The organism is Paenibacillus hodogayensis, assembly GCF_039536325.1.
Lineage (GTDB): Bacteria > Bacillota > Bacilli > Paenibacillales > NBRC-103111 > Paenibacillus_AB > Paenibacillus_AB hodogayensis.
Window position 1 is genome coordinate 255,922 of sequence record NZ_BAAAYO010000010.1, and the last position, 24,722, is coordinate 280,643.

The following is a 24,722-nucleotide window of genomic DNA, read 5'->3' on the forward strand; positions in this document are numbered from 1 at the left end:
GGCAATCCAGCAAAAGGATGATTACACCGCTGCTTCAGATCCGAAAGCGAACGGTCCTCAGGAGCGGAATTCGGCTAACGCTTCATTTAAATGCCGCGTATTTGCATAAACCTGCTCATAGATCCGGAACAAGCCGGCGTAACGTTCCGCCTCCTCCGGTCTCGGACGGTACGTGCGGCTGCGCCGGACAAACGTCTCCGCGCATTCCCGCAGCGAAGCGAACCAGCCGCTGCCGCAAGCCGCAAGCATCGCCGCGCCGAGCGCCGGCCCCTGCTCGCTTTCCAGCCTGTGAACGTCCGCTCCGAATATGTCGGCTTGTATTTGCAGCCAATGCTCGTTCTTCGCTCCGCCGCCGATCGAGACCAGCGAGCGGATATCGCAGCCGGCACCGCGCAGCAGCTCGACCGATTCCTTCAAGGAAAACGTCACGCCCTCCACGACCGCCCGCGTAAAATGCGGCAGCTTGTGCGAGGCGTCCATGCCGATAAAACTGGCGCGAATGCTCGCATCGGCATGCGGGGTCCGCTCCCCAGCCAAATACGGGGTAAACAGCAGGCCCCCTGCGCCCGGCGACGTGTCCGCAAGTCCGTGCAGCAGCGTCTCGAACGAAAGATCCGGCGCGAACGTGTCCTTGAACCAGGTCAGGCTGTAGCCCGCCGCCAGCGTGACGCCCATCGCATAGTAGGCGTCCGCCTGTCCGTGGTTGAACACATGCAGCTTGCCTTCGGTATCCGGCGGGCTGGCGTCCATATGCGAGAGTACGACGCCGGACGTGCCGATGCTGCACATCGTTTCACCCGGAGACAAGATGCCCGCGCCGATCGCGCCGCAGGCATTGTCCGCCCCCCCGGCGTATACGCCGACCGTCTCGGCCAGGCCTGTCGCGCGGGCGATGTCCGGCAGCAGCGTGCCGACCTTCGCCTGCGACTCGACGAGTGGAGGACAGAGCGATTCCGCCAGGCCGAACGCGTCGGCAATTTCGCGGCTCCAGCGCTTACCCGCTACGTCCAACAGCAGCGTCCCGGCCGCATCGGAGTATTCGGAAGCGATATGTCCGGTCAGCCGGTAGCGCACGTAATCTTTCGGCAGCAGCAAGACGTCGGCCCGCGCGAACAGCTCCGGCTCGTGCTGCCGCACCCAAAGCAGCTTGGGCAGCGTAAAGCCTTCGAGCGCGCGGTTTTTGGCCACCGCGAGCAGCCTCTCGCCCAATACTTCCCCGATCTCGCGGCATTGCGCGGTCGTGCGCGTATCGTTCCATAATATCGCCCGGCGCAGCACGCGGCGCTCCGCATCGAGCAGCACGAGCCCGTGCATCTGTCCCGAGAAGCTGATGCCCGCCACCTCCGCGGGCGCGAGCCCGGATTCTCGCACCAGTTCTCGCAGAGCTTGGACGGTCCCTTGCACCCATTGCTCGGGGTCCTGTTCATTGTAGCCCGGCTGCTCCTGAATGAGCGGATACGCGGCCGTCGCCTCGCCTCGCACCTGTCCCTCCCGGTCGACAAGCAGCGCTTTCACGGCGCTGGTACCCAGGTCGATGCCGATCACATAATAGTTCTTCAACGCAATCCCCCTTTCGTACCGGCAACCTCAGTCAGCGGCCAGCACGTATTGATTGAGCAGCGCCTTCAGCCGCTCCTGACGACCGGAGACGTTGCGAATGTCGTCGTGGTCGAACGCGTACTGCTCGAGCGAGGCCAATGTCGCTTTGTCCGACACGATATCGAGCCCGATCCCTTCCTTGAAGCTGGAGTAGCGGCGCTCGATTGCGCTTTCGAAGACGCCGTCCGCGATCAGCCTTGCGGCCGTCTTCAAGCCTTTGGCATAAGCATCCATCCCAGCGATATGGGCCAGGAACAGATCGTCCGGCTCGAACGAGGCGCGGCGCACCTTGGCGTCGAAATTGATGCCACCCCGGCCGATGCCGCCGTTTTGCAGCACCTCGTACATCGTCAGCGTCGTGGCGTACAGGTCGGTCGGGAATTCGTCCGTATCCCAGCCGAGCAGCATGTCGCCTTGGTTGGCGTCCAGCGAGCCGAGCATGCCGTGCAGGCGCGCCACGCGCAGCTCATGCTCGAACGTATGGCCGGCAAGCGTCGCATGGTTGGCCTCCAGATTCAGCTTGAAGCGGTCCTGCAAACCGTAGCGTTGAAGGAAAGCGATTGTCGTCGCAGCATCGAAATCGTACTGGTGCTTCGTCGGCTCCTTCGGCTTCGGCTCGATCAGGAATTGGGCGTTAAAGCCGATCTCCGCGGCGTAATCGTCCGCCATCCGGTACAGCCGGGCCAGATTGTCCAGCTCCAGCCGCATATCCGTATTGAGCAGCGTCTCGTATCCTTCGCGGCCGCCCCAGAACACGTAATTTTCCGCACTCAGTTCCTTGCCGACCTCTAGCCCCTTCTTGACCTGCGCCGCCGCGTAAGCGTAGACGTCGGCGTTGCTCGTCGTTCCGGCCCCGTGCACGAAGCGCGGATGCGTGAACATATTGGCCGTATTCCACAGCAGCTTGACGCCGGTCGACTGCATATGCTCCTTGATCAGCGCCACGATCGTATCGAGGTTGCGGTTCGTCTCCCGCAAACTGCTCCCCTCCGGAGCGATATCGCGATCATGGAAGCAGAAGTACGGCACGCCCAGCTTGACGAACAGCTCGAATGCCGCCTCGACGCGCGCCTTGGCCAAGTCCAGGCCGGTAAAGCGGTTCCAGCCGCGTACCGCGGTACCCGCGCCAAACGGATCGGACAGATCGGCCGTCAGCGTGTGCCAATAAGCGGCCGCGAAGCGCAGCTGCTCCTTCATCGTTTTGCCTGCCACGACGGCGTCCGGATCGTAATGCTTGAAGGCGAACGGATTGGCCGAGTCAGCCCCTTCGTACGGAATAACGGTAATTTGTGGAAAATAGGACACGCGAATCCCTCCATCATCGTATGAGGCGCAATGCCGCAGAATCATTACAGCCCCATCATATCAAACGGCATTAACTTTGTATATCCATTAAACAAAGTTTTCGTGATATTCTCATTTGATTTTTCGAATAACGTCGAATACACTGGAACTATTCGTACAATGCATGGACAAACCAAGTAACAGAGGAGAACCCGCTTGCAAACTACCGGCGATCAATTTTTGGTCAAAAAAATAAACAAAGCCATCGTGCTGGACGCCATCGTCAGGCATTGTCCGCTTTCGCGCGCCCAGCTTTCGGACATGTGCGGGCTTAACAAAGGCACCGTCTCGACGCTCGTCGGGGAGTTGATCGAGGAAAAGCTCGTCTACGAAATCGGCTTCGGCCGTTCCAGCGGCGGCCGCAAGCCGGTGATGCTCATGTTCAACAAATCGGCCGGCTATGCCATCGGAATCGATCTCGAGGTGCGTCATATGCTCGCTGTCATGACTGATCTGGACGGCCGGGTCATCGCTGAGCGGCAGGTCGAGCTGGAACGCCACGATCCCGCAAGCGTGCTGGAGCTTCTGACCGGGGCGGCCCGCTCGCTGATCGGCGAAGCGCCGCCGAGCGCCTACGGCGTCATCGGCGCGGGAGTAGGCGTCGCCGGCATCGTAGACGACAAAGGCACCGTTCTGTTCGCCCCCAATCTGGAATGGGAGCAGGTTGAGCTGGAGCGGCTGCTTCGCGAATCCCTTGCCGTACCGGTAACGATCGATAACGAGGCGAACGCCGGCGCGCTCGGCGAGCTGCAATACGGCGCAGGCAAGGAAGCGTCCGGCATCGTCTACTTGAGCGTCGGCGCCGGCATAGGGGCGGGCATTGTCACGGGAGGCAGCTTGATGAAGGGAGCCGGCGGCTTCTCCGGCGAGCTTGGCCATACGACGATCGAGACGAACGGCAAGCGCTGCCGCTGCGGCAACAAAGGCTGCTGGGAGCAGTACGCCTCGGAGAGCGCCGCGCTGGAGCTGGCCCGGCCGCTCGGCGTAGCCCGCTTCGGCGAGCTGATCGAGCTGGCCAAGCAGGACGCGCCGGAGGCAATCCGGCTGTTTCACGAGGTCGGCGAAAGCCTCGGGATCGGCATCGCCAACGTCATCAATGCGTTCAATCCCGAGCTGGTCCTGATCGGCAACCGCATGGTTCTTGCCGAGCCTTGGATACGGACCGCTATCGAACGGACCGTGTCCGCCCGCGCGCTGCCGTTTCACCGCAGGCAGGCGCAAATCCGCTTCGCCTCGCTCGGCGAGCGCTCCGCCGTCATGGGCGCGGCGTTCAGCGCCGTCACCGCCTTTCTGTCCAAAGACCGCGTCACGTGGTGATCGCGGTCCGATTTTGTCCCGTTCTTTGTTCTTTGTTCTTCGGTCTTCGGCCTTCGGTTGCCCGTTGAAAAAGCAAAGCTGCCGATTGGCGTCGGCAGCTTCGTCTTGTGTTCTATTTGCCGAGCAGGCTAGCCGGCGCGCATTGCTCTTTTCCATGCGGTTAACATATCTATTATGATTTTATTGCCCGGTACAGACCGGAGCTTTGCACATCGCGGACGAATTCGGCGAATTCGCCGAGGTCGAGCTGCTGATCGGCGTCCGACAAGGCAGCCGCCGGATTCGGGTGCGTCTCCACCATGATGCCGTCGGCTCCCGCCGCCAGCGCCGCTTTGGCGCACGGCGCCATAATATCCTTGCGGCCGGTCGAATGACTGACGTCGACGAGCACCGGCAAATGGCTTTCCCGCTTCAATAGCGGTACAGCGGAAATATCCAGCGTATTGCGCGTCCATTTCTCGTACGTCCGGATGCCGCGCTCGATCAGCATCACCTGGCTGTTGCCGCGGGAGACGATATATTCGGCCGCATGCAAAAATTCGTCCATCGTCGCCGCCAAACCCCGCTTGAGCAGCACCGGCTTGCGCATATCGCCCGCCGCCTTGAGCAGCTCGAAGTTTTGCATATTGCGCGCTCCGATCTGAATAATATCCACATACTGCGCCGCTTCCTCCAGATGGGCCGGCGTCACAATTTCGCTAATCGTGAGCAATCCGAACTCGTCGGCCGCCTCCTTCAGCAGCTTCAACCCTTCGAACCCGAGCCCCTGGAAATCGTAAGGCGATGTCCGCGGCTTGAACGCCCCTCCGCGAATAACCGGCACGCCGGCGCGTTTCAGCGCGGCAGCCACCTCCCGCACCTGCTCGCGGCTCTCCACCGAGCACGGCCCGGCTACGAGCACCGGCTCCCCGCCGCCGATCGCCGTATCGCCAATCTGCACGACCGTGTCTTCACGGTGACTGGCGCGGCTGACGAGCAGCTTCCGTTTGGCCGGAGCTTCGATCTGCACCTGAAGCGTCGCCTTGAAAATATCCCCGAACAAGCGGCGGACCGTCGCTTCGTCCAGCGGACCGGAGTTTTGTGCGGCAAGGCGGTCCAGCATCTCTTTTTCCCGTACCGGATCGTGCAGCGGCAAGCCCGCGTTCCGTTTCCATTCGCCGATCTGCTGGCCGATCTCCGCTCTCTCCGAAAGCAGCTCCAGCAGTTGGCTGTTCAGTTCGTCAAGACGACCCCTCAATTGTTCGATTTGCATATGGCTCATCATCATTCTCTCCTTTTGTCTTATGGTTCTCCTTTTGGCATCCGGTTTAAACGCAAAAAAGCCCCTCGTCCTCAAGGGACGGGGAACCGCGGTACCACCCTTATTAGAAACAGCGCGCAGCCGCTTGCGGAAAGCGGACCGGTCGTTTCTCAGCTTGAAGCACGGTAACGGCATGCGGCCGGGGCGTTCTACTCGCGCGCTGCGGACGAATACGGCTGATCCGCTCTGCGCCTTTCAAGGCCCTGCTCGGGAGTGAATTTCGGCGAAACGGCCGTCGGGCGCTCTCAGTCTATCGGCGCTCCGTCCCTGTTGCGGCTGTTCATTCGCTTACTTATCTCCGTCATCGACTCGAACTTATGAATGAAATTATAGAAGATTCGCGCGATTCGCGCAATAGGCTGCTGGGAAGCTTTAACGCAGCAAACCGATTTTACCCGAAAAATGGGCGTTTTCCCGTTCTCCGCGCATAGTCGCAGGTTTTGGCAGAATGTGCCGCAAAGCGTCAAAAAAAACGGGACAATCCAACAATTTCCGATGCGGCAAAGGCGGCTGCCTGCTATAATTAAAAAAGTGCATAAATTTGGTATCGGTCGGATTTGAACCGGCAAGGGGGAGGCACCGTCTAATGAAAGAGGTGAAGCAAGTGGAAACCGGCGCCAGCGAACAATTCGACTATTTGCGATACATAGCCGAGACAACCGATCAAAAAACCATTTTGCGCGAGCTCATGTCCGCCTATGGCGACGACGTGTGGAATTATGCCTTCAGCATAAGTCGCAAAGCCGACTTGGCCGACGACATCACCCAAGATGTTTTTTTGAAAGTATACCGCAGACTCACGTCGTTTCGCGGAGAATCTTCCGTGAAAACGTGGCTGCTTACCATAACGCGCAATACCGCGCTCGACTATAAACGATCGGCCTTTTGGCGCAGAGTGACGCTGATGGACGTTATATCCCCGCACGGCTCTCACCGGTCTGCGGAGAACGAGGCGATGGAGAATATGACGGTCAGCAGCATCTGGACGCAGGTGCTTCAATTGCCGCCGAAATATCGGGAAGTGCTCATTTTATTCGCTCACCATCAGTTGTCGATGAAGGAAATTGCCGATGTGCTCGGCATCAGCGTCGGAACGGTCAAGTCGCGGCTGCATCACGCCCGGCTGAACATATTGAAGGCGAAGGAGCGCGGGAATGATGAAACGGATTGAAGCGGAGTTTGAAGCCGAAGAGCTAAAGCGGGAGCTGTCTGTATCCCCGTTGCGGCAAAGAGGCTTTTCCGACGATTTGCGCAAACGGATCGAAACGCGCGTGGACGAGAAAATCCCGTGCACTCGTTCCTGGCTGAAGGTCGTCGGCTCCTTCTGCTCCGCCGCGGTGATTGTCGCCGCGATCACAGTATTCCTGGTTAACGGCGAGGAAGCCAAAAATATCGCCCTGACGGAACATAACACGACGGCACTCCAACCGGACCAGGCAGCCTTGTTCGACGCATACGGCAGCCAAAACTCGTTTACGTCCGGGCTGCTGATCGGCCTGCGCAACGACGACCGGGACACCTCATACCGGACACTCTATATCGCCCCGCGGAATGACCGTCCCGCCGTGGTTGCCCAAGGAAGCGGTATTCTCGTTCCGTATAAGCGGGATTTTTGGAGAATCGAACCGCTTCATTACGAGACCGTGACGGATCGTCATGATTTCTTCATCGCGCATCCCGCCACTCAGCGAGCCGTGGAAGCCCGTACGATCGGACCAACCCTGTTCAAGGACGATCCGTCGGAAAAAGTGATTCATACGGAAAAAATATTGTTCGCCGCCAACGAATACGTTTCTCTCGAAACCAACGAAACGTCCACCCGTGTCCCGTCCAGCACGGTCAGCAAAACGTGGACGACGACCATACCCGCACTGGCTTCCAAGCGCAAGCCGGTTACGCTCGGGGAAGTGCTGAGCGCGGCTGCGAAGAAGGAAGATTTTGCTCTGGATCAATGGTTCGTTACCCGCGATCAAGGACGTTGGGTCGCCATGACCTCTACCGACAGGTCCAGTACGTCAGGTGGCGAGTACCGACAGTTGGACGTTCAGCTGCCGAAGACCGTCATTAATCATGATGAGATCTGCTGCACATGGAGCGAGATCGGTTCACGCTTCCCCGGCGCTAGCGATATGTTCTCCTCGCCGGAGAACGATATGACGATCGTTAACGCGGACGGAATGCTGCTCGTCTTCGGCAGCCCGAACCAGTTGGGCGGCGAGCCGGCTTTGTCCATCAAACTGAAAACGAAGGAAACCGTTGTCATGGCGCAATGGGCGACCGACCACTACGTGGACGAATGGGCCCAGAAGACAGCGGAGCTGCTGCGTTAGAGCGGAAGGGCAATGTAAAGGCATGGATGCGAGGAAAAAAGATAGTGCTCGAAGGAGCGCCATCTTCGCAAATTGGCTCCCTTTTTGGGAGCCGTTTATGCTCTTTCTGACACTATCCGACTGCCGCCGCGGCCGGGAAAGACGGGTTTGGCCACTTCAGCAGATCGACGGGCTCGGGCGCTTTTCTCGTCACGTAGTGCTCGAAAGAGCACTAACTCAGCAAATCGGCTCCCTTTTGGAGTCGTTAATGCTCTTTCTAGCACTAACGACTGCCACCGCGATCGGGAAAGACGGGTTCGGCGGCTTTTGGCGTCGCGTAGTGCTCGAAAGAGCACTAACTCCGAAAATCGGCTCCCTTTTGGAGCCGTTAATGCTCTTTCTAGCACTAACGACTGCCGCCGCGGCCTGGAAAGACGGGTTCGGCGGCTTTTGGCGTCGCGTAGTGCTCGAAAGAGCACTAACTCAGCAAATCGGCTCCCTTTTGGAGCCGTTAATGCTCTTTCTAGCACTAACGACTGCCGCCGCGGCCTGGAAAGACGGGTTCTGCGGCTTTTGGTGTCGCGTAGTGCTCGAAAGAGCACTAACTCAGCAAATCGGCTCCCTTTTGGAGTCGTTAATGCTCTTTCTAGCACTAACGACTGCCACCGCGATCGGGAAAGACGGGTTCGGCGGCTTTTGGCGTCGCGTAGTGCTCGAAAGAGCACTATCTCCGAAAATCGGCTCCCTTTTGGAGCCGTTAATGCTCTTTGTAACACTAACGACTGCCGCCGCGGCCTGGAAAGACGGGTTCGATGGGGAGCAGAGGGCTTGGCCGGTTTAGGGGGTTGATCGGGTTGGTGGGGTTAGCGGAGTTAGCGGGGGCAGCGGGGTTAGCGGGGGCAGCGAGTTCAGCGGGTTCGGCGAATTCGGCGGGGGCAGCGGATCAAACGGGCTCGGCCGCTTTTGGCGTCGCGTATCACTCGAAGAAGCTCAGCCTGCAACTCGCCCTCTTTTTTCCTATTCCCCAACAAACTCCACTCTTGCGAGCACTCTCGCACACGGAAGTCCTTTGACAAGTCCAGTTCGATGATAATCATAAAGGCCCAATCCCCCAACACAGCAGGGGACGGGCCTTTTCGAACTCACAGGATGAATGTTACTTTTTCTTTGGGTTACTCCCCGGGTTTCCGGATAATTTCCGCTCCTTCGACGTGCTTACGGCTCATCAACTTTTTTAGTTTGCGGTTTTGCTTGGTCTCGAGCACAATGTCCATATCGTAATCGTCGGGGTACAGTTCTTTTTTGGGAATGTAGAGGCTCAGCCTCTTTTTGTTGATCTTGCATTTTTGCTTGTGAATCAGAACCCCAACCATGCCACGAGAATCTTCAAGTTCACAGACAATACCGGTGGTGCCCAGATAAGCGATCCGCACGCTGTCCCCAACCTCAAAGCGCTTCCTTCCGCTCTCTTCCTCCGTATCGCCCGTTGAAGCTCCTCTAGCACTCTCCGCTCTACCATTCTTGACCCGGTCCTGCTTGCCTGCAGCAGTTCCCCGGGCATCAACCGTTCCGCCGTGATTGTCACTCTCCTGCCTCCGCTCGCCCGCAGCAACACCCCGGGCATCAACCGTTCCGCCGTGATTGTCACTCTCCTGCCTCCGCTCGCCCGCAGCAACACCCCGGACATCAACCGCTCCGCCGTGATTGTCACTCTCCTGCCTCCGCTCGCCTGCAGCAACACCCTGGGCATCACCCCTTCCGTCGGAGTCATCACTCCCCTGCCTTGGCACGCCCGCAGCAACACCCCGGACATCAACCGCTCCACCGTGATTGTCACTCTCCTGCCTCGGCTCGTTGGCGAAAGCACCCCTTATCGTTTCCGTTCTATCACCAACCATCCGGTCCGTCTCAAGATCGCCCGCAGAAGTCATACCGCTCTGCGCGTCCTCCCTATCCCGCTCTCCCGCTGACGCTGCTCCGTCCTCCGCATCCGCACTGTCGAGTTCGACGCCGTCCGTTTGCAGCGCAGCCAAACGTTCGAAGCCGCCTGACCCGGCCTCCTTGTTATTTTCAATAAGCCTCGCCGCCGTTCCCTCTACCAACGCCGCGCCGCTGCCGGAAGCGAGATCGCCCCCGCGAGCCGCCGCTAAAGCCTGAGCGTGAGACGAGGAGGCTGGCGAACCGGTGCGTTCGGCTGAAGCTGCCGCTCCCAGCTGTCGGGAACGGACGATGAGCGTATCGGGAATGCCGAACTTCTTGGCGATGAGCAGCGCGTAGCTCTCCCCCGCTTCTCCGATGCGCAGCCGGTAAAGCGGCTGCAGCGTATCCGCATCAAACTCCATCCGCGCGTTCTCGAATCCTTTCGTCGATGCCGCGAAGTGCTTGATTTCGTTAAAATGCGTGGTAGCGACGACGGTAGCACCCTGCTCGTGCAGCGCCTCCAAAAGGGCGATAGACAACCCGACGCCTTCGCCGGGATCGGTCCCCCCGGCCAGCTCGTCAAGCAGCACCAAAGTAGAGTCGTCGGCTGTCCGTAAAATCTCCGCCATATGGCGAATGTGCGCGGAGAACGTACTTAACGACTGCTCGATGCTTTGCCCGTCTCCGATATCGGCGGCGACCCCGGCGAACACCGACAGCTCGCTGCCCTCGCCAACCGGCACCAACAAGCCCGACTGAACCATCAATACGAGCAGCCCGACCGTCTTTAGGGCGACGGTTTTACCTCCGGTGTTAGGTCCGGTAATGATAAGCGACCGGTACGCGTTCCCTATGGCGAAATCCAGCGGCACCATCGCCGAGCCGAGCAGCGGGTGCACCGCCCGGTGGAGCCTGATCTCGCCGCGGTCGTTTAAAGCGACGTTGCGGCCGCCGATCGCCATGGCATATTTGGCTTTGGCGAAAAGAAAATCGTAAGTGCCGATCGTATCGACATTCGTTTGCAGCTCGTACGCCACCTTCTCGACCCATTCGGTCAGCCCGGCCAGCACCTTGGCCTCTTCCCTAGCCTCATCGCCGCGAAGCTCAGCCAACTCGTGCTGCAAATGGGCGATTTCCTGCGGCTGTACGTAGACCGTCTGCCCGCTGGACGATTCGTCCAACACGCTGCCCGTAATGAGCTTGCGGAACTCCTTCTTGATCGGCAAGACGTACCGGTCCGAACGAACGCTGTACAGTTGCTCCTGCATGATGGAACGGTGCCGGTTCATCAGACTGTCCATGCGGCTTTTGATCTTTTCCGAGGTGGCGGCCATTTTACGACGTATTTTCATCAAATCCCGGCTTGCCCCGTCATCGATCCGGCCGTTGCGGATGCACCGGTCGATCTCCTGTTTCACCGGCTCCAAATCATGCATCGATTGGGCGTAAGCGGCGACGCGAGGGGCTATGCGCAGCTTGGCCGCCATATAAGCGCGAAGCTGTCCGCAGCCGTGCAGAAACTGCCGAATATGGACGAAGTCGTCCTCATGAAAAACGTAGCCGGTGCCGAGCAAATCTAGCACGGTTTCGATGCCGGTCAGCGACGGGATCGGAACGCTGGCGCCGGAGCCGAGCAAGCCGAGCGCTTCCGCTGTCTGGTCGAGCGCATCCCGCGCAGCCCGTACGTTCAAGGACGGGCTCAAGCTTTCCGCCTGCCTTCGACCCAAATAAGAGACGGCGTATTCCGTCACCTTGCGCTTGATGTCCGGGTAGTCCAAACGCTGCAAAGTCATATCATTCATCATATCGTGTATCTCTCCCTGTTTTCATTTTTTCCATACCGCATTTCGTGCAAAAAAAAGAAAGGCAAAGAATGAGCACATCTCATTCCTTGCCTTCCGTATTCCGGTTTCCGCGCAGGCCGAAAATAAAAAAACGTGCTGAACGACAGCACGGATTTCGGCGCACAGAAACTGGAGTTCCCGGGCTTTGGTCTGATATCCGCTGTTCTTAACTCAAATCCGGAGACAAGCGGCAGGCATCACGAAATAAAACGTCTCTATCGAGCGTTTTTGAAGCCAAGCCTGAACAAGTCTCGCTATGGAATTTGTTAGTTAAGAACCTTCACCGACATCAAAATCTCTCCCAGTACAATAATACCCCGATTATATACCCGCCATCACCCTGCGTCAAGCAGGATAAGCTCTGCTTTGTACGGATGTCTGAGCAGCAAGGCAGTCCTTCTCGGAATGAAATGGGTTCCCAATATTCGTTCAACTTATATAGATGGCGACGATGGCCAAAAAGCGATAAAGTGGAAGGGAAATATTCGCTTGACCTTGACACCAATGTCAAGGTTTATACTGGGAGTGCGGCATGGAACGACCGACCGCGATTCCCGAAAGGTGCGGTATACGATGAAAATCGGAGAGCTTGCCCATCGGACCGGCGTCAGCCTGCGTTCGCTGCGCTACTATGAACAGCAAAAACTCATCTCCCCTATCCGGGCCGACAACGGCTACCGGGAGTATAGCCCGTTTGCTGTTGAACAGGTGGAGACGATCAAGTTTTATTTGAACATGGGCTTCTCCACGGAGCAAATCGGCGGATTTTTAAACTGTGTGCTGCAAAACAAGGAATCGTTCTGCCGGGACGTGTTGCCCGTATACGAAAGCAAAATCGCCGAGCTGGACGAACAAATCCGCCTGCTTGGCCGGATTCGCTCGAATTTGCACGAGCGGGTTCAAGCGATTCTCGAGGAACGGCGGATCTCGCCGGGAATCCCTATAGAAGGAGCGATGGACGATGGCAATCACGATGACCGATAGCAATTGGACGCAAATCGTCAACGAGCGCGACTGCGTGCTCGTCGATTTCGACAGTCCGTATTGCGGGCCTTGCCGGGCGGCCGCGCCGGCTCTGGAGCAGTTGGAGCTCGAGCTGGGCGACCGGCTCGCAGTAGCGAAGATGAACGTGGACGATCACCCCGGACTGGCGGGTAAGCTAGGCATCATGGGCGTTCCGACATTCGTGCTGTTCCGCGATGGCGAGCCCGTCAACAAAACGGTCGGCTTCCGCTCGCAGGCTGCGCTGATCGGCTCTGTCCGAGGATGGCTGGAATCGTAAAACAAGAAGGTCCGCGGCGAACGCGACACTGCAAGCAGGCAAGGCGGTTCTACCCCGGACAGGACGGGGCGGGCCGTCTTTCTTGCTTTTTTGGGGTACTATGAAAAGTTAGCACTTTGGTTCAATTTCGCCATAGAGTACAATACATAAGAGAGGACTTATCGATAAAATGCGCTGCCTGTCGCAAACGAAGCGCCGTCCAAGCTAGGTCAGATCAGTCGCTAGCGCTAAAGGGGGATTACCCGTGAAAACAAAAACGATTGGCTTTAATGTAGGGTATGCGCTGGGCAGCAGCTCGCTGCTTGCCGCTCTCGTCTATTTTTTCGCCTCCAACTGGGGTTATCTGGAACGGTGGCAAAAGCTGGCGCCCATGACGGCGCTCATCGTCGTCCTGTACGGCTTGCATGTGTGGCTGTCGTTCCGCCCGAACCGGCTGTTCCTTAGCCGCCTGTCCTTGTTGAGCTGCTGCCTCGCCTTCGGAATCGGCCTGGCCCTCGTCGGACAAACCTACAACTCGCACGCCGACAGCTATAGCCTGTTCGCAGTCTGGTTTCTTGCCGCTGCCGCCTTGTCGGTCGTCGTGCGCTGGCAGCCGTTCTACGTGCTGGCTTACGCGCTCGCCCATGCGACGTACTTTCTTTATTTTTTTCCGACAGTGGGCGGGAGCGATTACAGCGAGGGTACGGTTGTCGGCATTATGGCGGTGATGGCCGCGGCCAACGGGCTTATTTTCGGAATCATCCAAGCGAAACGGCTGCATTCGCCCGCCATCGGCTTTTTATCGTATTCGATGCTAATGGGAAGCGCCGTAGCCATGTCCAATTCCTTTCAGTTCGAGGCTTATTTCGGCTGGTTCGACGCGGCCGCGGTTATTCTGGGGGCCTACTTTACGATGCGCTTCATCCGTTCGGCCAATCAGCCGTATTTGCTGTGGAATGGCCTGCTTGCCGCCGCTTTTCTCGTTATGAAATACGTTGAGCTGCTCGTCTATTTCGACGGCTTGGAAACGTTTTTTGTCACCGGCTTGTTCTTCGTGGCGCTTTTCATCTGGGGCGGAGCCAAGTGGATTCAATATATTAAATCGCTCTCCCCTGCGGACGATTCGCCGGAAGCCGGGATGGAAACGGAGCAGGGACAAGGGCAGGGCCAGGAAAGCAAACCGCGGAACGGAGCGGCCCGCTCCATGATCGTCCGGGCGCTTTCGATTGTCATTATCGTCGTGGGCACGATCGTCGGCTCGATTACGCTGCTGGGCTTCGTCCTGCTCGTCACCGAATTCGAAGACCCGGAGTACGCGTTGACCGTATTTGGCCTGCTTGCTTCCCTCGGCATGCTGGCCGCCCGCAAGCTGAATCCGATTTTCCGCTATACGGTAATGGCGATCGGGTTGTGCATAGGCGCAGGAACGGCCGTAGCGGCCGAATTCCATTGGCTGCTGCTCGCATACGCAGCCATTGCCGCCGCCGCTTTCCTGTTCGGGGCCGGCTTGGCGGAGCGGTTGATGTGGTTTGCCGTAACGACGGCTATAGTCGGGGTATGGCTGGAGTTTACCCTGGACGGCGAGACGACGAACGTGCTGACGATATTGACCGCGGCCATGCCGGTCGTCTGGCTGCTGCATCGCCTGACGGCGGATACCGGGCTGCGGACGGCGCTGCGGCTGAGCGGCTACTACGGATTTTTGACGCTGTTCTTCATCCTCACGTTTCAAGCCGGCCGATACGCCTATGACGGAGCGTATTTCTTCATCGTACTGGCGTGTATCGCCATCGCCCATCGCCGCGGCGACTTGTGGGCGTTCCGGATCGCTTTGGCTTTCTGGTCGTTGTTTCTGATGTGGAAATATTACGACACCGCCTGGAAGCTGCTGCACAAATCGTGGAGTTTGGCGCTTATCGGCTGCCTGATCATGATCGGCGCTTATGCGCTGGAGCGGAAATACTTGAAAACCGTCGAGCCGGTTCCGGCCGAAGCCCGCTCGCGCAGCCGGATGTTATGGATCGCGGCGACCGTGCTGGCCGCCTTGCTGATCGTCACCCTGCAGATCGGACGCAGCGAAACGATTATCGCCCGCGGCGAGACGATTTACTTGGAGCTGCAGCCGCGCGATCCGCGCTCGATGCTGCAAGGAGACTACGTCGAGCTGCGCTATACCGCCGCATCGCTGCCGGAAGTACTCAAGGAGCGGCTGGAGAAGCAGTTGGCCGATGGCGCGAAAGTAACCGTCGTCCTGACCCGCACTCCGTCCGGGCTATCCGTCTTCAAACAGCTGCGAGAGGACGGCTATGTCCTTCTCCCCGGCGAATCGATCATGAACGGCAAATGGCGGTGGAACCGGATCGAGTACGGCATCGAGACGTTTTTTGTTCCTGAGGGAACCGGCATTGAGACGGAACGCGCAGCCAAGTACGCCGAGGTCAAAGTCGGCGCGAACGGCAACGCACTGCTGATCCGGCTGCTTCCCGAGCTGCCCGCAGCCAGTTAAAGTTGCCGACTACGCTGCGCGTCTCAAGCGTAAGCGGCAAATACCGCGAATTCATTGTATTTGTATACGCAGTCGGCTTCCGCAAAGCCCGCAGCGCGCAGCCATTCGAGCTGCTCGGCAACCGGCGCGTTCACGTCGAGCTCTCTTCTGGCTTTCGAAGACGCGATCGCTTCCGCGGGCAACCCGCTGCCGGCGACCGATGCTTCCCAGCGTTCCTTGAACCGCCTGTCGAACGCCCCGTTCGTTCCCGACGCTTGGTCCGCATTGACGAACATGCCGCCCGGCGCCAGCAGGCCGCGTATTTTGGCGAACAAAGCTTGTTTGTCCGGATGTGGTAAATGATGGATGGACAAGGACGAGATGACAAGATCGTAGCTTTCGCCAAAATCGTATTGGGTATAATCCGCTACGATGCATGTCACGCTCGGGTCGTCTCGGAAGCGGCTGCGTGCCGACTCGATCATATTGGGGCTCAGATCGATGAGCGTAAACATCCCTTCGGGATATTTGCGTTTCGCCAGACTGGCGAACAGCCCGGTCCCCGCTCCGAGGTCAAGGATGCGGGGCGCGCTTTTGTCCGTCTCCGCCCATGATACCGCCATCCCGTAGAAATCGTCATAGCAGGGAATCAGCCCGGATCGCTCTCCGTCATAGCGGGCCGCCGCCTCGTTGAACTGCCGTTTGACCGAATCGTTCGTCATGGTGATCGTCCTCCTTCTGGTTTGAGCTTAAGTATAGCGGTGCAAACCAAAAGAATGGAAATACCGGAATCATATGATCCCGATAGGAGAAGCCTATAGCTGGCGGAACACGGATTGTAAATCGCTTTGTTGCGCCGGCCAAGTTTCCGGTTGCGGTCTCCCAAGGGGCGCGTTATGATGAGGAAGAACCGTACGAAAAAGGAGCTGACACGGCAATGACCTATTTCCCAGCCGAAAGCCGCTATGCCGATATGAAATACAACCGGTGCGGCCGTTCCGGCCTGAAGCTGCCCGCCATATCCCTCGGATTGTGGCATAACTTCGGCGGCGTCGATGTTTTGGAAAATATGCGGGCCATGCTGCGCCGCTCGTTCGACCTCGGCATCACCCATTTCGATTTGGCGAACAATTACGGGCCTCCTCCGGGGAGCGCCGAGGAACATTTCGGCAGCATCCTGAAATCCGACTTTGCCGGGCATCGCGACGAGCTGGTCATTTCCACCAAAGCGGGCTATTACATGTGGCCGGGCCCATACGGAGAGTGGGGCTCGCGCAAATATTTGATTTCCAGCCTCGATCAAAGCCTGAAGCGGATGGGAGTCGACTATGTGGATATTTTTTATTCGCACCGTCCCGATCCGGAAACGCCTCTCGAGGAAACGATGCTTGCCCTGGATCAGATCGTCCGCCAAGGAAAAGCGCTCTATGTCGGCATCTCCTCCTATAACGCCGAGCAGACTGCTCAGGCGGCGGCCATTCTGAACAAGCTGGGCACGCCTCTGCTTATTCACCAGCCGTCCTACTCGATGCTCAACCGCTGGATCGAGAACGGTCTGCAGGATGTGCTCGACGAATCGGGAGTCGGCTCGATCGCCTTCTGTCCGTTGGCCCAAGGACTGCTGACCAACCGCTACATATCCGGCATTCCAGAGGATTCGCGGGTGGCCAAATCAAGCGTATTTTTGAAAGCGAACGATTTGACCGAGGAAAAGCTGGCCAAAATCAACGCGCTGCACCGGATCGCCGAGCAGCGTGGGCAATCTTTGGCGCAAATGGCGCTGGCCTGGGTGCTGCGCGGCGGACGAGTCACTTCGGCGCTGATCGGTGCGAGCCGCGTCAGACAGATCGAGGAAAACGTCGGCGCCTTGAATAACCTCGAATTCAGCGCGGAGGAGCTCGACGCGATCGATACGATATTGAACGGAACGGAACCGGCCTAATCACCAGAACATTTACCCGAATTGCTCCAAATTTGCATACAAATGACCAAAAACGCGAAAATGCGGCGTCTTCTGCCGTTGTTTCGCGTTTTTTATGCGATTTTCGTGTTTTTTTGAAACCGCACCCGTTATTGTGCGTATAGTTAGATGTGCCACATGATCAAAATAGAAAGGAACATGTGTATGAGCGAACCGAGTGTCGTACGGCCGCCCAATCCGAAAATGGTCTCCAGAGGGGTTACGGGTCTTATTATCGTCGTAGTTATTGCCGTGCTGGCCTTTCAGTCGTTTACGATCGTGCAAGCGGGCCATCGCGGAGTGATTTTGCAGTTGGGCGCCGTCCAGCCAAAAGTGCTGGAGGAGGGACTGCATTTTAAAATGCCGTTTATTCAGACGGTCGTCCCGATCGAGGTGCGGGTCCAGAAAGCGGAATCGAATCAAGTATCCGCGAGCCGCGATTTGCAAACCGTGACGACGACGCTGGCCGTCAACTACCATTTGGACGGAACAACCATCAACAATTTGTACAAAACGGTCGGGATGGAATACCGCAACCGGATCGTCGATCCCGCGATCGGAGAGTCGTTGAAGGCGATTACCGCCCAATACACCGCCGAGGATTTGATCTCCAAACGGTCGGAGGTCAGCTCCAAGGTGAAAGAAGTGCTCTCTGCCAAGTTAAGCTTGTACAACATGATTCTCGACGACATCAACATCACCGAATTCAAGTTCTCCGAAGAGTTTGACCGTGCCATCGAGCAGAAGCAAATCGCCGAGCAGCAAGCGCTCAAATCCAAGCTTGACCTCGAACGGATCAAGATCGAGAAGGAGCAGGAAATTACGCGCGCCCAGGCGCAGGCTGAAGCGCTTCGCTTGCAGAAGGAAGAAGTGACGCCTCAGCTGATCGAGCTTCGCCAGATCGAAGCCCAACTGAAAGCGATCGAGAAATGGGACGGCAAGCTGCCTAACGTAACCGGGGGCGCGACACCGTTTATCAACGTGCAATAATGCTTTGTCTGTTTAGAAAAAGCTGCCCGAAGGTCCACGAAGGATCTCCGGGCAGCTTTTTCGATGTCTTCTCCTGAACGGCTTACAGGTTCTCGTAAAAATGAATCCGGTTGCCTGCCGGGTCCTGGATGGACACTTCCCGCGTCTTCCAAGGTGTCGTCTCGATCCCCGGCCGGGCATACTTGAACTGCTTGCCTAGCAGCTTGGCATGGTAGCCGGCCAGGTTGTTCACCTGCACCCGGATCGAAGCGCCGGGACTGCCGTCGCCTTTAGCGGACCTCGCGCACCGGGAACCGCGCGGCCAGCACTTCGCCGATGCATGACGCGAACAGCTCCTGCCCGGCGGCAGTCGGATGAACGCCGTCGGCGGCCCCGCTGTTCTCGACTGTGCGCAGCAGGTCGTTCAAGCTCCCCCCTGCGGAGAGATAGCGCCGCCATTCGAGCGCGATGTCGGCGAGCGGCGTATCCGTCTCCTCCGCCACCTCCCGGATCGTTTCGTTGTATACGTCGATCCATGCCTGGGCACCATCTGGATTGCGATACCATTCGCGCGGATGACGGCTGTAGTAATACAGCTCGGCGTCTCCCTCTATGATCGGATTGACGGTGCAAAACAAAGGCGCGATTCCCTCGGCGTGCAGCCTCTCGACGATTAGCGTCAGATTGGCGCGAAATTGGGGCAGCGGCGTTTTGGCCGTCTCCGGCGCGGTGTTCACATGATCGTTCATGCCGAACGCAACGATGCACAGATTCGGCCGCCTCTCCAACACGTCGCTCTCGAACCGGGCCAGCCCTTGTCCGGTCGTGTTGCCGGGAACGCCCGCATTCACGGTCTCCAGCCCGAATCGGGACGCCAGCTTGCTTACGTACGTCTCATCCTCCGCCAAATATTGGCCTGCCGTAATGCTGTCTCCGAATGCCGCAAGTTTCATTTCGCTTTCCCCCATTGTTAACCGTTATGTAGAAAAAGGTACAAGCCACAGCTGATCCTGCTATCTGTATTGTAAGGAACCCCAGCCGCTTTCGCCATATCAATTCGATGACCTTCTTATGGAGAATGATGACTCGCGTTCCACTGGCGCAACGTCAAGAAAGCCCCCGCCTCTTTATTCCGGCCGGGGGCTTAACAAGCTTATTTTACGGCAATGCGGTTAACTCAGGCGTTCTGAACGGCGGCCGAATCAAGCAGGGAAGCCGATTCGCGATCCAGATACAGCGACCAGTCCGCATGCGTCTTGAGCATAGTCGACGGAACGAGGTTCGTCAGCTCGTTCTCCATCGTCAGCTTGATCGCATTGGCTTTCACTTTATGCGGCACGCAGGAGATGATCGCTTCGGCCTGCATGATTTGGTATACCGTCATGGAGATGGCTTGCTTGGGCACATCGTCAAGCGTGGCGAACCACCCTTCGCCGACTTGCTGGTTTTTGCAGGCATCGTCCAGGTCGACCACGATGTACGCTTCCTTCGTATCGAAGTTGGCGGGCGGATCGTTGAACGCGATATGGCTGTTCTCGCCGATGCCGATCAGAGCGAGATCGATCGGCTCCTTGCGCAGCTCGGCGGTCAGCGCGGCGATATTCGCCTGCACGTCGCCTTCGCCGTTGACGAAATGAGCGGCTCCGAGCGGAACAATCTCGGTAAAGCGCTCCTTCAAATATTTGCGGAAGCTGGCAATATGGCTTTCCGGCAAGCCCACGTATTCGTCCAGATGGAACATTTCTACCTTGCTCCAGTCCAGCTCTTCCTTCACGAACGCTTGAATGAATTGGAACTGCGATGCGCCCGTCGACAGCACGATGCGCGCCTTTCCTTTAGCGCGAATGGCGCCGCGTACGACGTCCCCCGCTTTTTGTGCCGCAGCCGCTCCCAGCAGCTCCGGTGTTTCCGATATGACAATACTCATAAGTCCGTTCCTCCCCGTTTTAGGTCCAATCAATGCGTGACGGTTTCCTTGAGCAGCTCGTCGATGACGACCCGCTTGCTCTCGGCGATCGAAATATTGGCGGCCGCGCCGATCAAAAGCGACATTGCTCCCGCCCGCGAGCCGGCCATTTGACCGAGCGGATCGGCTACGTCGCCGACGAAGATCATCCGGCGCAGACGCGCGTCGCCGCCGCCGTGGTCGCCGCCGGCTTTGCGGCTTTGCAAGGTAAGCAGCTCATTATTATGGTTATAAATGCGAATGTATTCGAAATCGTTGTCCGTCTCGAGCCCGCTATGGCTCGTCTCCGCCTCGATACGCCCCTTCGTCCCGACGAAGGTGGCTTTCCAGCCTTCGTACGGGCTGTAGGCGTTCAGCGAATACGACAGCTGCGTGCCTTTGCCGTATTTGACGTTAAGCGACATCGTATCGTAAATGTCGATATCTTCGCCAAAGACGCACTGGTCGCGGTAATACCCGTCGTATTGCTCGGCTTCTTTATAGAACGTCCTTGTAAACTCGTTGGCCGAAATGTCGAAGTAAAACTCGCAGCTTTTCGTATGGGAGCATGTCGAGCATGTTTTGCCGCGGTTTTCGCGGGTCGGGCCGTAGAACAGCCTGGATCCGTCCGCATAAACCGTTGCCGGCTCGTCGTCCAGCCACCAGTTGACCATATCGAAGTGATGGGTCGATTTGTGGATGAGCAGGCCGCCGCTGTTCTTCATCTGGCGGTGCCAGCGGCGGAAATAATCCGCGCCGTGCCGCGTATCGAGCGACCAGTTCAGCGTAACGTGCAAAATATCGCCGATCGTTCCTTCCTTGAGCAGCTCCTTGACTCGCACCACGTAGGGCATGAAGCGACAGTTGAACGTAACGACGACGCGCTTGCCGGTTCTCTTCTCGGCCTCGATGATCGCCCGGCATTTCTCTGCATCGGTCGTCATCGGCTTCTCCGAGATAGCGTCGCATCCCGCCTCGAGCGCACGGATAATATATTCGTCATGCAGGCTGTCCGGCGTCGTCACGATGACGGCGTCCGGCTTCGTGGCCGCGATCATATTCTCGAAATGATCGAAAACGGGCACGCCTCCCGCTTTTTCGCTCAATATCGTCGCCCTGACCGGATTGACGTCGTAAACGCCTACCAGCTCCGCGACCCCTTTGAGCTCGGACGCGAACGGTCTGGCAAACATGCCGAGCGCTCTTCCTCCCGCACCGACGATCACATATTTTTTCATGGTTAGCTCACTCTCTCCCCTGACCTTATTCGGCGGACCGCCCTACGGTCCCGCCTCATCCCTCGTATTGCCGCTTGAACGCGGTCTTGCCCTTTACGATCGTTTCCGCAACCGTCAAGCTTCCGTCCGCATGCGTATGGAACAGCGTCAGATCGGCAGCGGCGCCCGGAACGAGACGCCCCAGATCCGGACGGCCTAGCACCGTCGCCGGCCTCACCGTCACCGCCTCGACCGCCTCGCGCAGCGTCAAGCCCGCCATACGGACCGCATTCGCCACGCATTCCGGCATCGTGACGCCCGAACCCGCCAATATGTTCGGATTGTGCGCCGTGCTGAGACGTCCGTTCGCGTGCACCTCGACCTCGCCCCCGACGAGCGAGCGGTATGTGCCGGGCGGCATGCCGCCGAGGGCAACGCAGTCGGTCACCAGAACGAAACGGTCCCGCTTCGCCCGGATCATCGACTTCAATACGGCCGGCGCAAGATGGTGACCGTCCGGTATGAACGATGCCCACAGCCGATCCTCTCCGAGCTGGTGCCATATATAGTTCGGATGGCGGGCAAGCGTCGGATGCGAGCCGTTGCCCAGATGCGTCGACAACACCGCTCCCGCGGCGACGGCGGCGTCCAGCTCGTGCGGATCGGCGGCCGTATGCCCGATGCAGACGATTATGCCTTCCTCGGCCAGCCGCTTGACGAAGCCGGCCATTCCTTCGCGCTCTGGCGCGATCGTGATCATCCGGATGCGGTTGCCGCTCGCCTCCTGCAGCCGCTGCCACTCGCCGTAGTCCGGCTCGCGCACATGCTCCCGCGGGTGAGCACCGCGCGGTCCGTCCTCGCGGGACAAGTACGGCCCCTCGACATGGATGCCTACGATCGAAGCCGTCGCCGACTCCTGCTCGTCGCATACTTGGCCGATCAGACCGACCGCTTGCTTCATCCGCTCGTAGCTGCCGGTAATGACCGTAGGCAAATACGCGGTTACCCCGTACCGGTTCATCTGCTCCGTAACCCCAAGCACGTCCCGTACCGTGATCGGATCGGCATTGAAATCAAAGCCTGCGTACCCGTTGACCTGCAGGTCGATCCACCCGGGGGATATCCATGGCAGTCCGGACTTCACGTCCGGGGCCTCGGCCGCGTCGCCGGATCGGTCGCTATGCGGGCTGATTTCGGTAATGGCGCCCCCCGCAAAACGAACGTCCACGACTTCGCCGGTATCGAATCTTCGGGCTGTTCGTATATCCGAGTTCATCTGCTCTCTCCCTAGTCCATGTAAAGGCAAGAAATCGATTAACGTTGGGGCAAACCGCCCGGTGAGCGTCTGAAAAAACTGCAGAATGTGTAGTAATCGATTTCTGTACTCAGTTTACCATAGGGAAACCGATTTGCCAACGGAAATATTGTCGTATGGAATGCCCATGCCGACGTTCGATCGAACCTGCCGGTCCAGGTCCGCGCGTCCGCCGGCAAGCATGAATAGTCGTCTTTCGGTTATCCCTTCAGGCCGGTGGAAGCAATCCCCTGCACAAACTGCTTTTGCGCAATCAGATAGATGATCACGACCGGGATGGTGACGATGACGGCCCCCGCCATCAGCAGCGCCGTGCTGACCTCGGTGTCGTTTTTCAGATAAAGCAGTCCGACGGGCAGCGTGTACAGCTTCTTGTCCTGCAAATAAATAAGCGGTCCGAGCGTATTGTTCCACGCGCCCATAAACGTAAATACCCCGAGCGCGGCCAAAGCCGGCTTGCATAGCGGAATGTAAATTTTCCAGAAGATGCCCATCGGATTGTAGCCGTCGACGACGGCCGCTTCATACAGCTCCCTGGGCAGCCCCTTGATGAACTGATGCATTAGAAAAATGCCGAACGCTCCTCCGAGAAAGCTCGGAATGATAAGCGGATAATACGTGTCGAGCATGCCGAACGTTTTCCATATAAAGTAGCTCGGAATGAGCGTAACCTGAAACGGAATCATCAGCGTCGCCAGCATGGCGATGTAAAGCGGCTTGCGCAGCTTGAAATCGAACAGCGCCAGCCCGAAAGCGATCATCGAGCACGACAACAGCGAGCCGATCATATCCGCCACGACAAGAAACAAGCTGTTGAACGTGTACCGCCCGAAATTGACTTTATCCCAGACGATTTTGTAGTTTTCCCAGCTAACCGGATTCGGGATCAACTGCGGAGGCAGTTGTCCGACCGCTCCGGTCGTCTTGAGCGAGGTGGAGAGCATCCAGATGAACGGAAACAGCATCAGCAGCGCCCCGAAAAACAGCACGAAATACGTCAAGCCCCGGCCGATTACGCGAAAATTAGTCATAGTGCACCCACCTTTTCTCGAAATACCGTTGGAAAAGCGTGATGATCAAAATGATCGCGAACAGCGCCCACGCGGCCGCCGAAGCCGGTCCCATTTTGAACAGCTGGAACGCATCCCGGTAGATGAGCATGTTGGTCACCATGTTGCGCTCCGGCACGTTGCTCATCTGCGAGCCGAACATGCTGAGGAACACGTCGAACGCCTGAAAGGCAGCAATCGTGGACAAAATCATGACCATGTAAATCATCGGCGAGACGAGCGGGAACACGATTCTCGTAAAATACATCCAGCCCGACGCTCCGTCGATCTGCGCCGCTTCCTTCATTTCCTTCGAGATGTTCTGCATCCCGGCAAGCAGCAAAATCATGGACGAACCGACGCCCTTCCATACGTTGACGAGCGCGATGCTGCCGATGACGACCCACCAGTACTTGCTGTCCAGCCATTTCACCGGACTCATGTGGAGGGTTTCCAGCACCCAGTTCAGCAAGCCGTACTTCGTATTGTACAGCCACGCCCACAGCACGCCGCCGGCAATCCACGGCGTTACGACCGGAAGGAAGTAGAACAACCGAAGCAGCGATTGCCCGCGGATCGCCTGATTGAGCAAATGCGCGACGACCAGCGCGAAAATCGTTTGCAGCGGCACGAACACGAGAGCGAAATAAAACACGTTGCGAATCGAAATCCAGAACACCTGCTGCCCGAATACTTGCCTCCAATTTTCCAAACCGATCCATAAGGGCGGGTTGAACAAATCCCACTTCACAAACGAGACATACGCGGAGAAAACGACGGGAAACGCCGTGAATACGAGAATATTGATCGTAAACGGCAACGTAAATATATATCCCCAGTAATTTTGTTTATGCACCCGGACACCACCTTTCCGTCAAAACCCGCCAG

At 57.9% G+C, this 24,722-nt stretch carries 20 protein-coding genes; 8 read left to right on the forward strand and 12 right to left on the reverse strand.

Annotated elements, in window-relative coordinates; translation table 11 throughout:
• Positions 1–57 precede the first annotated feature (57 nt).
• Positions 58–1,560, reverse strand: a complete 1,503-nt coding sequence (gene xylB, locus ABD796_RS20245; protein ID WP_344911054.1) for a xylulokinase — start codon at positions 1,558–1,560, stop codon at positions 58–60.
• Between the two features lie 27 nt (positions 1,561–1,587).
• Positions 1,588–2,904 (reverse strand): xylose isomerase, encoded by a 1,317-nt coding sequence (gene xylA, locus ABD796_RS20250; RefSeq protein ID WP_344911056.1) that lies wholly within the window; start codon positions 2,902–2,904, stop codon positions 1,588–1,590.
• 195 nt (positions 2,905–3,099) lie between these two features.
• On the opposite strand from xylA, the gene ABD796_RS20255 reads away from it, so the two are divergent.
• Entirely contained in the window at positions 3,100–4,260 is a 1,161-nt protein-coding gene (locus ABD796_RS20255) for an ROK family protein (protein ID WP_344911058.1), read from the forward strand.
• Between the two features lie 172 nt (positions 4,261–4,432).
• Here ABD796_RS20255 and ABD796_RS20260 read toward each other — a convergent pair whose 3' ends face one another.
• A complete protein-coding gene (locus tag ABD796_RS20260; protein ID WP_344911060.1) occupies positions 4,433–5,521 on the reverse strand; it encodes a bifunctional 3-deoxy-7-phosphoheptulonate synthase/chorismate mutase in 1,089 nt (362 codons plus the stop codon).
• Between the two features lie 625 nt (positions 5,522–6,146).
• On the opposite strand from ABD796_RS20260, the gene ABD796_RS20265 reads away from it, so the two are divergent.
• Positions 6,147–6,731 (forward strand): RNA polymerase sigma factor, encoded by a 585-nt coding sequence (locus ABD796_RS20265; RefSeq protein ID WP_344911062.1) that lies wholly within the window; start codon positions 6,147–6,149, stop codon positions 6,729–6,731.
• The gene (locus ABD796_RS20270) at positions 6,715–7,890 is read left to right on the forward strand and encodes a hypothetical protein (RefSeq protein WP_344911064.1); all 1,176 of its coding nucleotides are present in this window, start codon (positions 6,715–6,717) and stop codon (positions 7,888–7,890) included. The genes ABD796_RS20265 and ABD796_RS20270 overlap by 17 nt, the downstream gene beginning before the upstream one ends.
• A gap of 1,151 nt (positions 7,891–9,041) precedes the next feature.
• Here ABD796_RS20270 and ABD796_RS20275 read toward each other — a convergent pair.
• The gene (locus ABD796_RS20275) at positions 9,042–11,591 is read right to left on the reverse strand and encodes an endonuclease MutS2 (RefSeq protein WP_344912900.1); all 2,550 of its coding nucleotides are present in this window, start codon (positions 11,589–11,591) and stop codon (positions 9,042–9,044) included.
• A gap of 615 nt (positions 11,592–12,206) precedes the next feature.
• Between ABD796_RS20275 and ABD796_RS20280 the strand changes: the two genes are divergently transcribed.
• The 3 genes from ABD796_RS20280 to ABD796_RS20290 all read left to right on the forward strand — a co-directional run bounded on the left by ABD796_RS20280 (position 12,207) and on the right by ABD796_RS20290 (position 15,400).
• Positions 12,207–12,617, forward strand: a complete 411-nt coding sequence (locus ABD796_RS20280) for a MerR family transcriptional regulator (protein WP_344911066.1) — start codon at positions 12,207–12,209, stop codon at positions 12,615–12,617.
• Positions 12,595–12,915: a thioredoxin family protein gene (locus ABD796_RS20285; protein ID WP_344911068.1), complete on the forward strand. Its 321-nt coding sequence runs from the start codon at positions 12,595–12,597 to the stop codon at positions 12,913–12,915. Before ABD796_RS20280 ends, ABD796_RS20285 begins: the two co-directional genes overlap by 23 nt.
• A gap of 244 nt (positions 12,916–13,159) precedes the next feature.
• Positions 13,160–15,400 (forward strand): GDYXXLXY domain-containing protein, encoded by a 2,241-nt coding sequence (locus tag ABD796_RS20290; RefSeq protein ID WP_344911070.1) that lies wholly within the window; start codon positions 13,160–13,162, stop codon positions 15,398–15,400.
• 23 nt (positions 15,401–15,423) lie between these two features.
• Here the strand turns inward: ABD796_RS20290 and ABD796_RS20295 are convergent, their stop codons facing one another.
• On the reverse strand, positions 15,424–16,101 hold the full coding sequence (locus ABD796_RS20295; RefSeq protein ID WP_344911072.1) for a class I SAM-dependent methyltransferase: 678 nt from the start codon (positions 16,099–16,101) through the stop codon (positions 15,424–15,426).
• A gap of 215 nt (positions 16,102–16,316) precedes the next feature.
• On the opposite strand from ABD796_RS20295, the gene mgrA reads away from it, so the two are divergent.
• Complete coding sequence (gene mgrA, locus ABD796_RS20300; protein WP_344911074.1) at positions 16,317–17,321, forward strand: L-glyceraldehyde 3-phosphate reductase; 1,005 nt, start codon at positions 16,317–16,319, stop codon at positions 17,319–17,321.
• A gap of 222 nt (positions 17,322–17,543) precedes the next feature.
• Positions 17,544–18,329 carry a prohibitin family protein gene (locus tag ABD796_RS20305; RefSeq protein WP_379117675.1) on the forward strand — a complete coding sequence of 262 codons (786 nt, stop codon included), beginning with the start codon at positions 17,544–17,546 and terminating at the stop codon, positions 18,327–18,329.
• An 82-nt stretch (positions 18,330–18,411) separates the two neighbouring features.
• On the opposite strand, the gene ABD796_RS20310 is transcribed toward ABD796_RS20305, so the two are convergent.
• The 7 genes from ABD796_RS20310 to ABD796_RS20340 all read right to left on the reverse strand — a co-directional run bounded on the left by ABD796_RS20310 (position 18,412) and on the right by ABD796_RS20340 (position 24,690).
• Complete coding sequence (locus ABD796_RS20310; RefSeq protein WP_344911078.1) at positions 18,412–18,567, reverse strand: glyoxalase superfamily protein; 156 nt, start codon at positions 18,565–18,567, stop codon at positions 18,412–18,414.
• Positions 18,568–18,598: 31 nt separating this feature from the next.
• Positions 18,599–19,261, reverse strand: coding sequence for an SGNH/GDSL hydrolase family protein (locus ABD796_RS20315; protein WP_344911080.1), 663 nt, complete (start codon positions 19,259–19,261; stop codon positions 18,599–18,601).
• A 224-nt stretch (positions 19,262–19,485) separates the two neighbouring features.
• Positions 19,486–20,235 carry a glucosamine-6-phosphate deaminase gene (locus ABD796_RS20320; protein ID WP_344911082.1) on the reverse strand — a complete coding sequence of 250 codons (750 nt, stop codon included), beginning with the start codon at positions 20,233–20,235 and terminating at the stop codon, positions 19,486–19,488.
• Between the two features lie 29 nt (positions 20,236–20,264).
• The gene (locus tag ABD796_RS20325; protein WP_344911084.1) at positions 20,265–21,491 is read right to left on the reverse strand and encodes a Gfo/Idh/MocA family protein; all 1,227 of its coding nucleotides are present in this window, start codon (positions 21,489–21,491) and stop codon (positions 20,265–20,267) included.
• Between the two features lie 55 nt (positions 21,492–21,546).
• Entirely contained in the window at positions 21,547–22,746 is a 1,200-nt protein-coding gene (gene nagA, locus ABD796_RS20330; protein ID WP_344911087.1) for an N-acetylglucosamine-6-phosphate deacetylase, read from the reverse strand.
• 239 nt (positions 22,747–22,985) lie between these two features.
• The gene (locus ABD796_RS20335) at positions 22,986–23,816 is read right to left on the reverse strand and encodes a carbohydrate ABC transporter permease (RefSeq protein WP_344911089.1); all 831 of its coding nucleotides are present in this window, start codon (positions 23,814–23,816) and stop codon (positions 22,986–22,988) included.
• Complete coding sequence (locus tag ABD796_RS20340; protein WP_344911091.1) at positions 23,809–24,690, reverse strand: carbohydrate ABC transporter permease; 882 nt, start codon at positions 24,688–24,690, stop codon at positions 23,809–23,811. The genes ABD796_RS20335 and ABD796_RS20340 overlap by 8 nt, the downstream gene beginning before the upstream one ends.
• Positions 24,691–24,722: the final 32 nt, after the last annotated feature.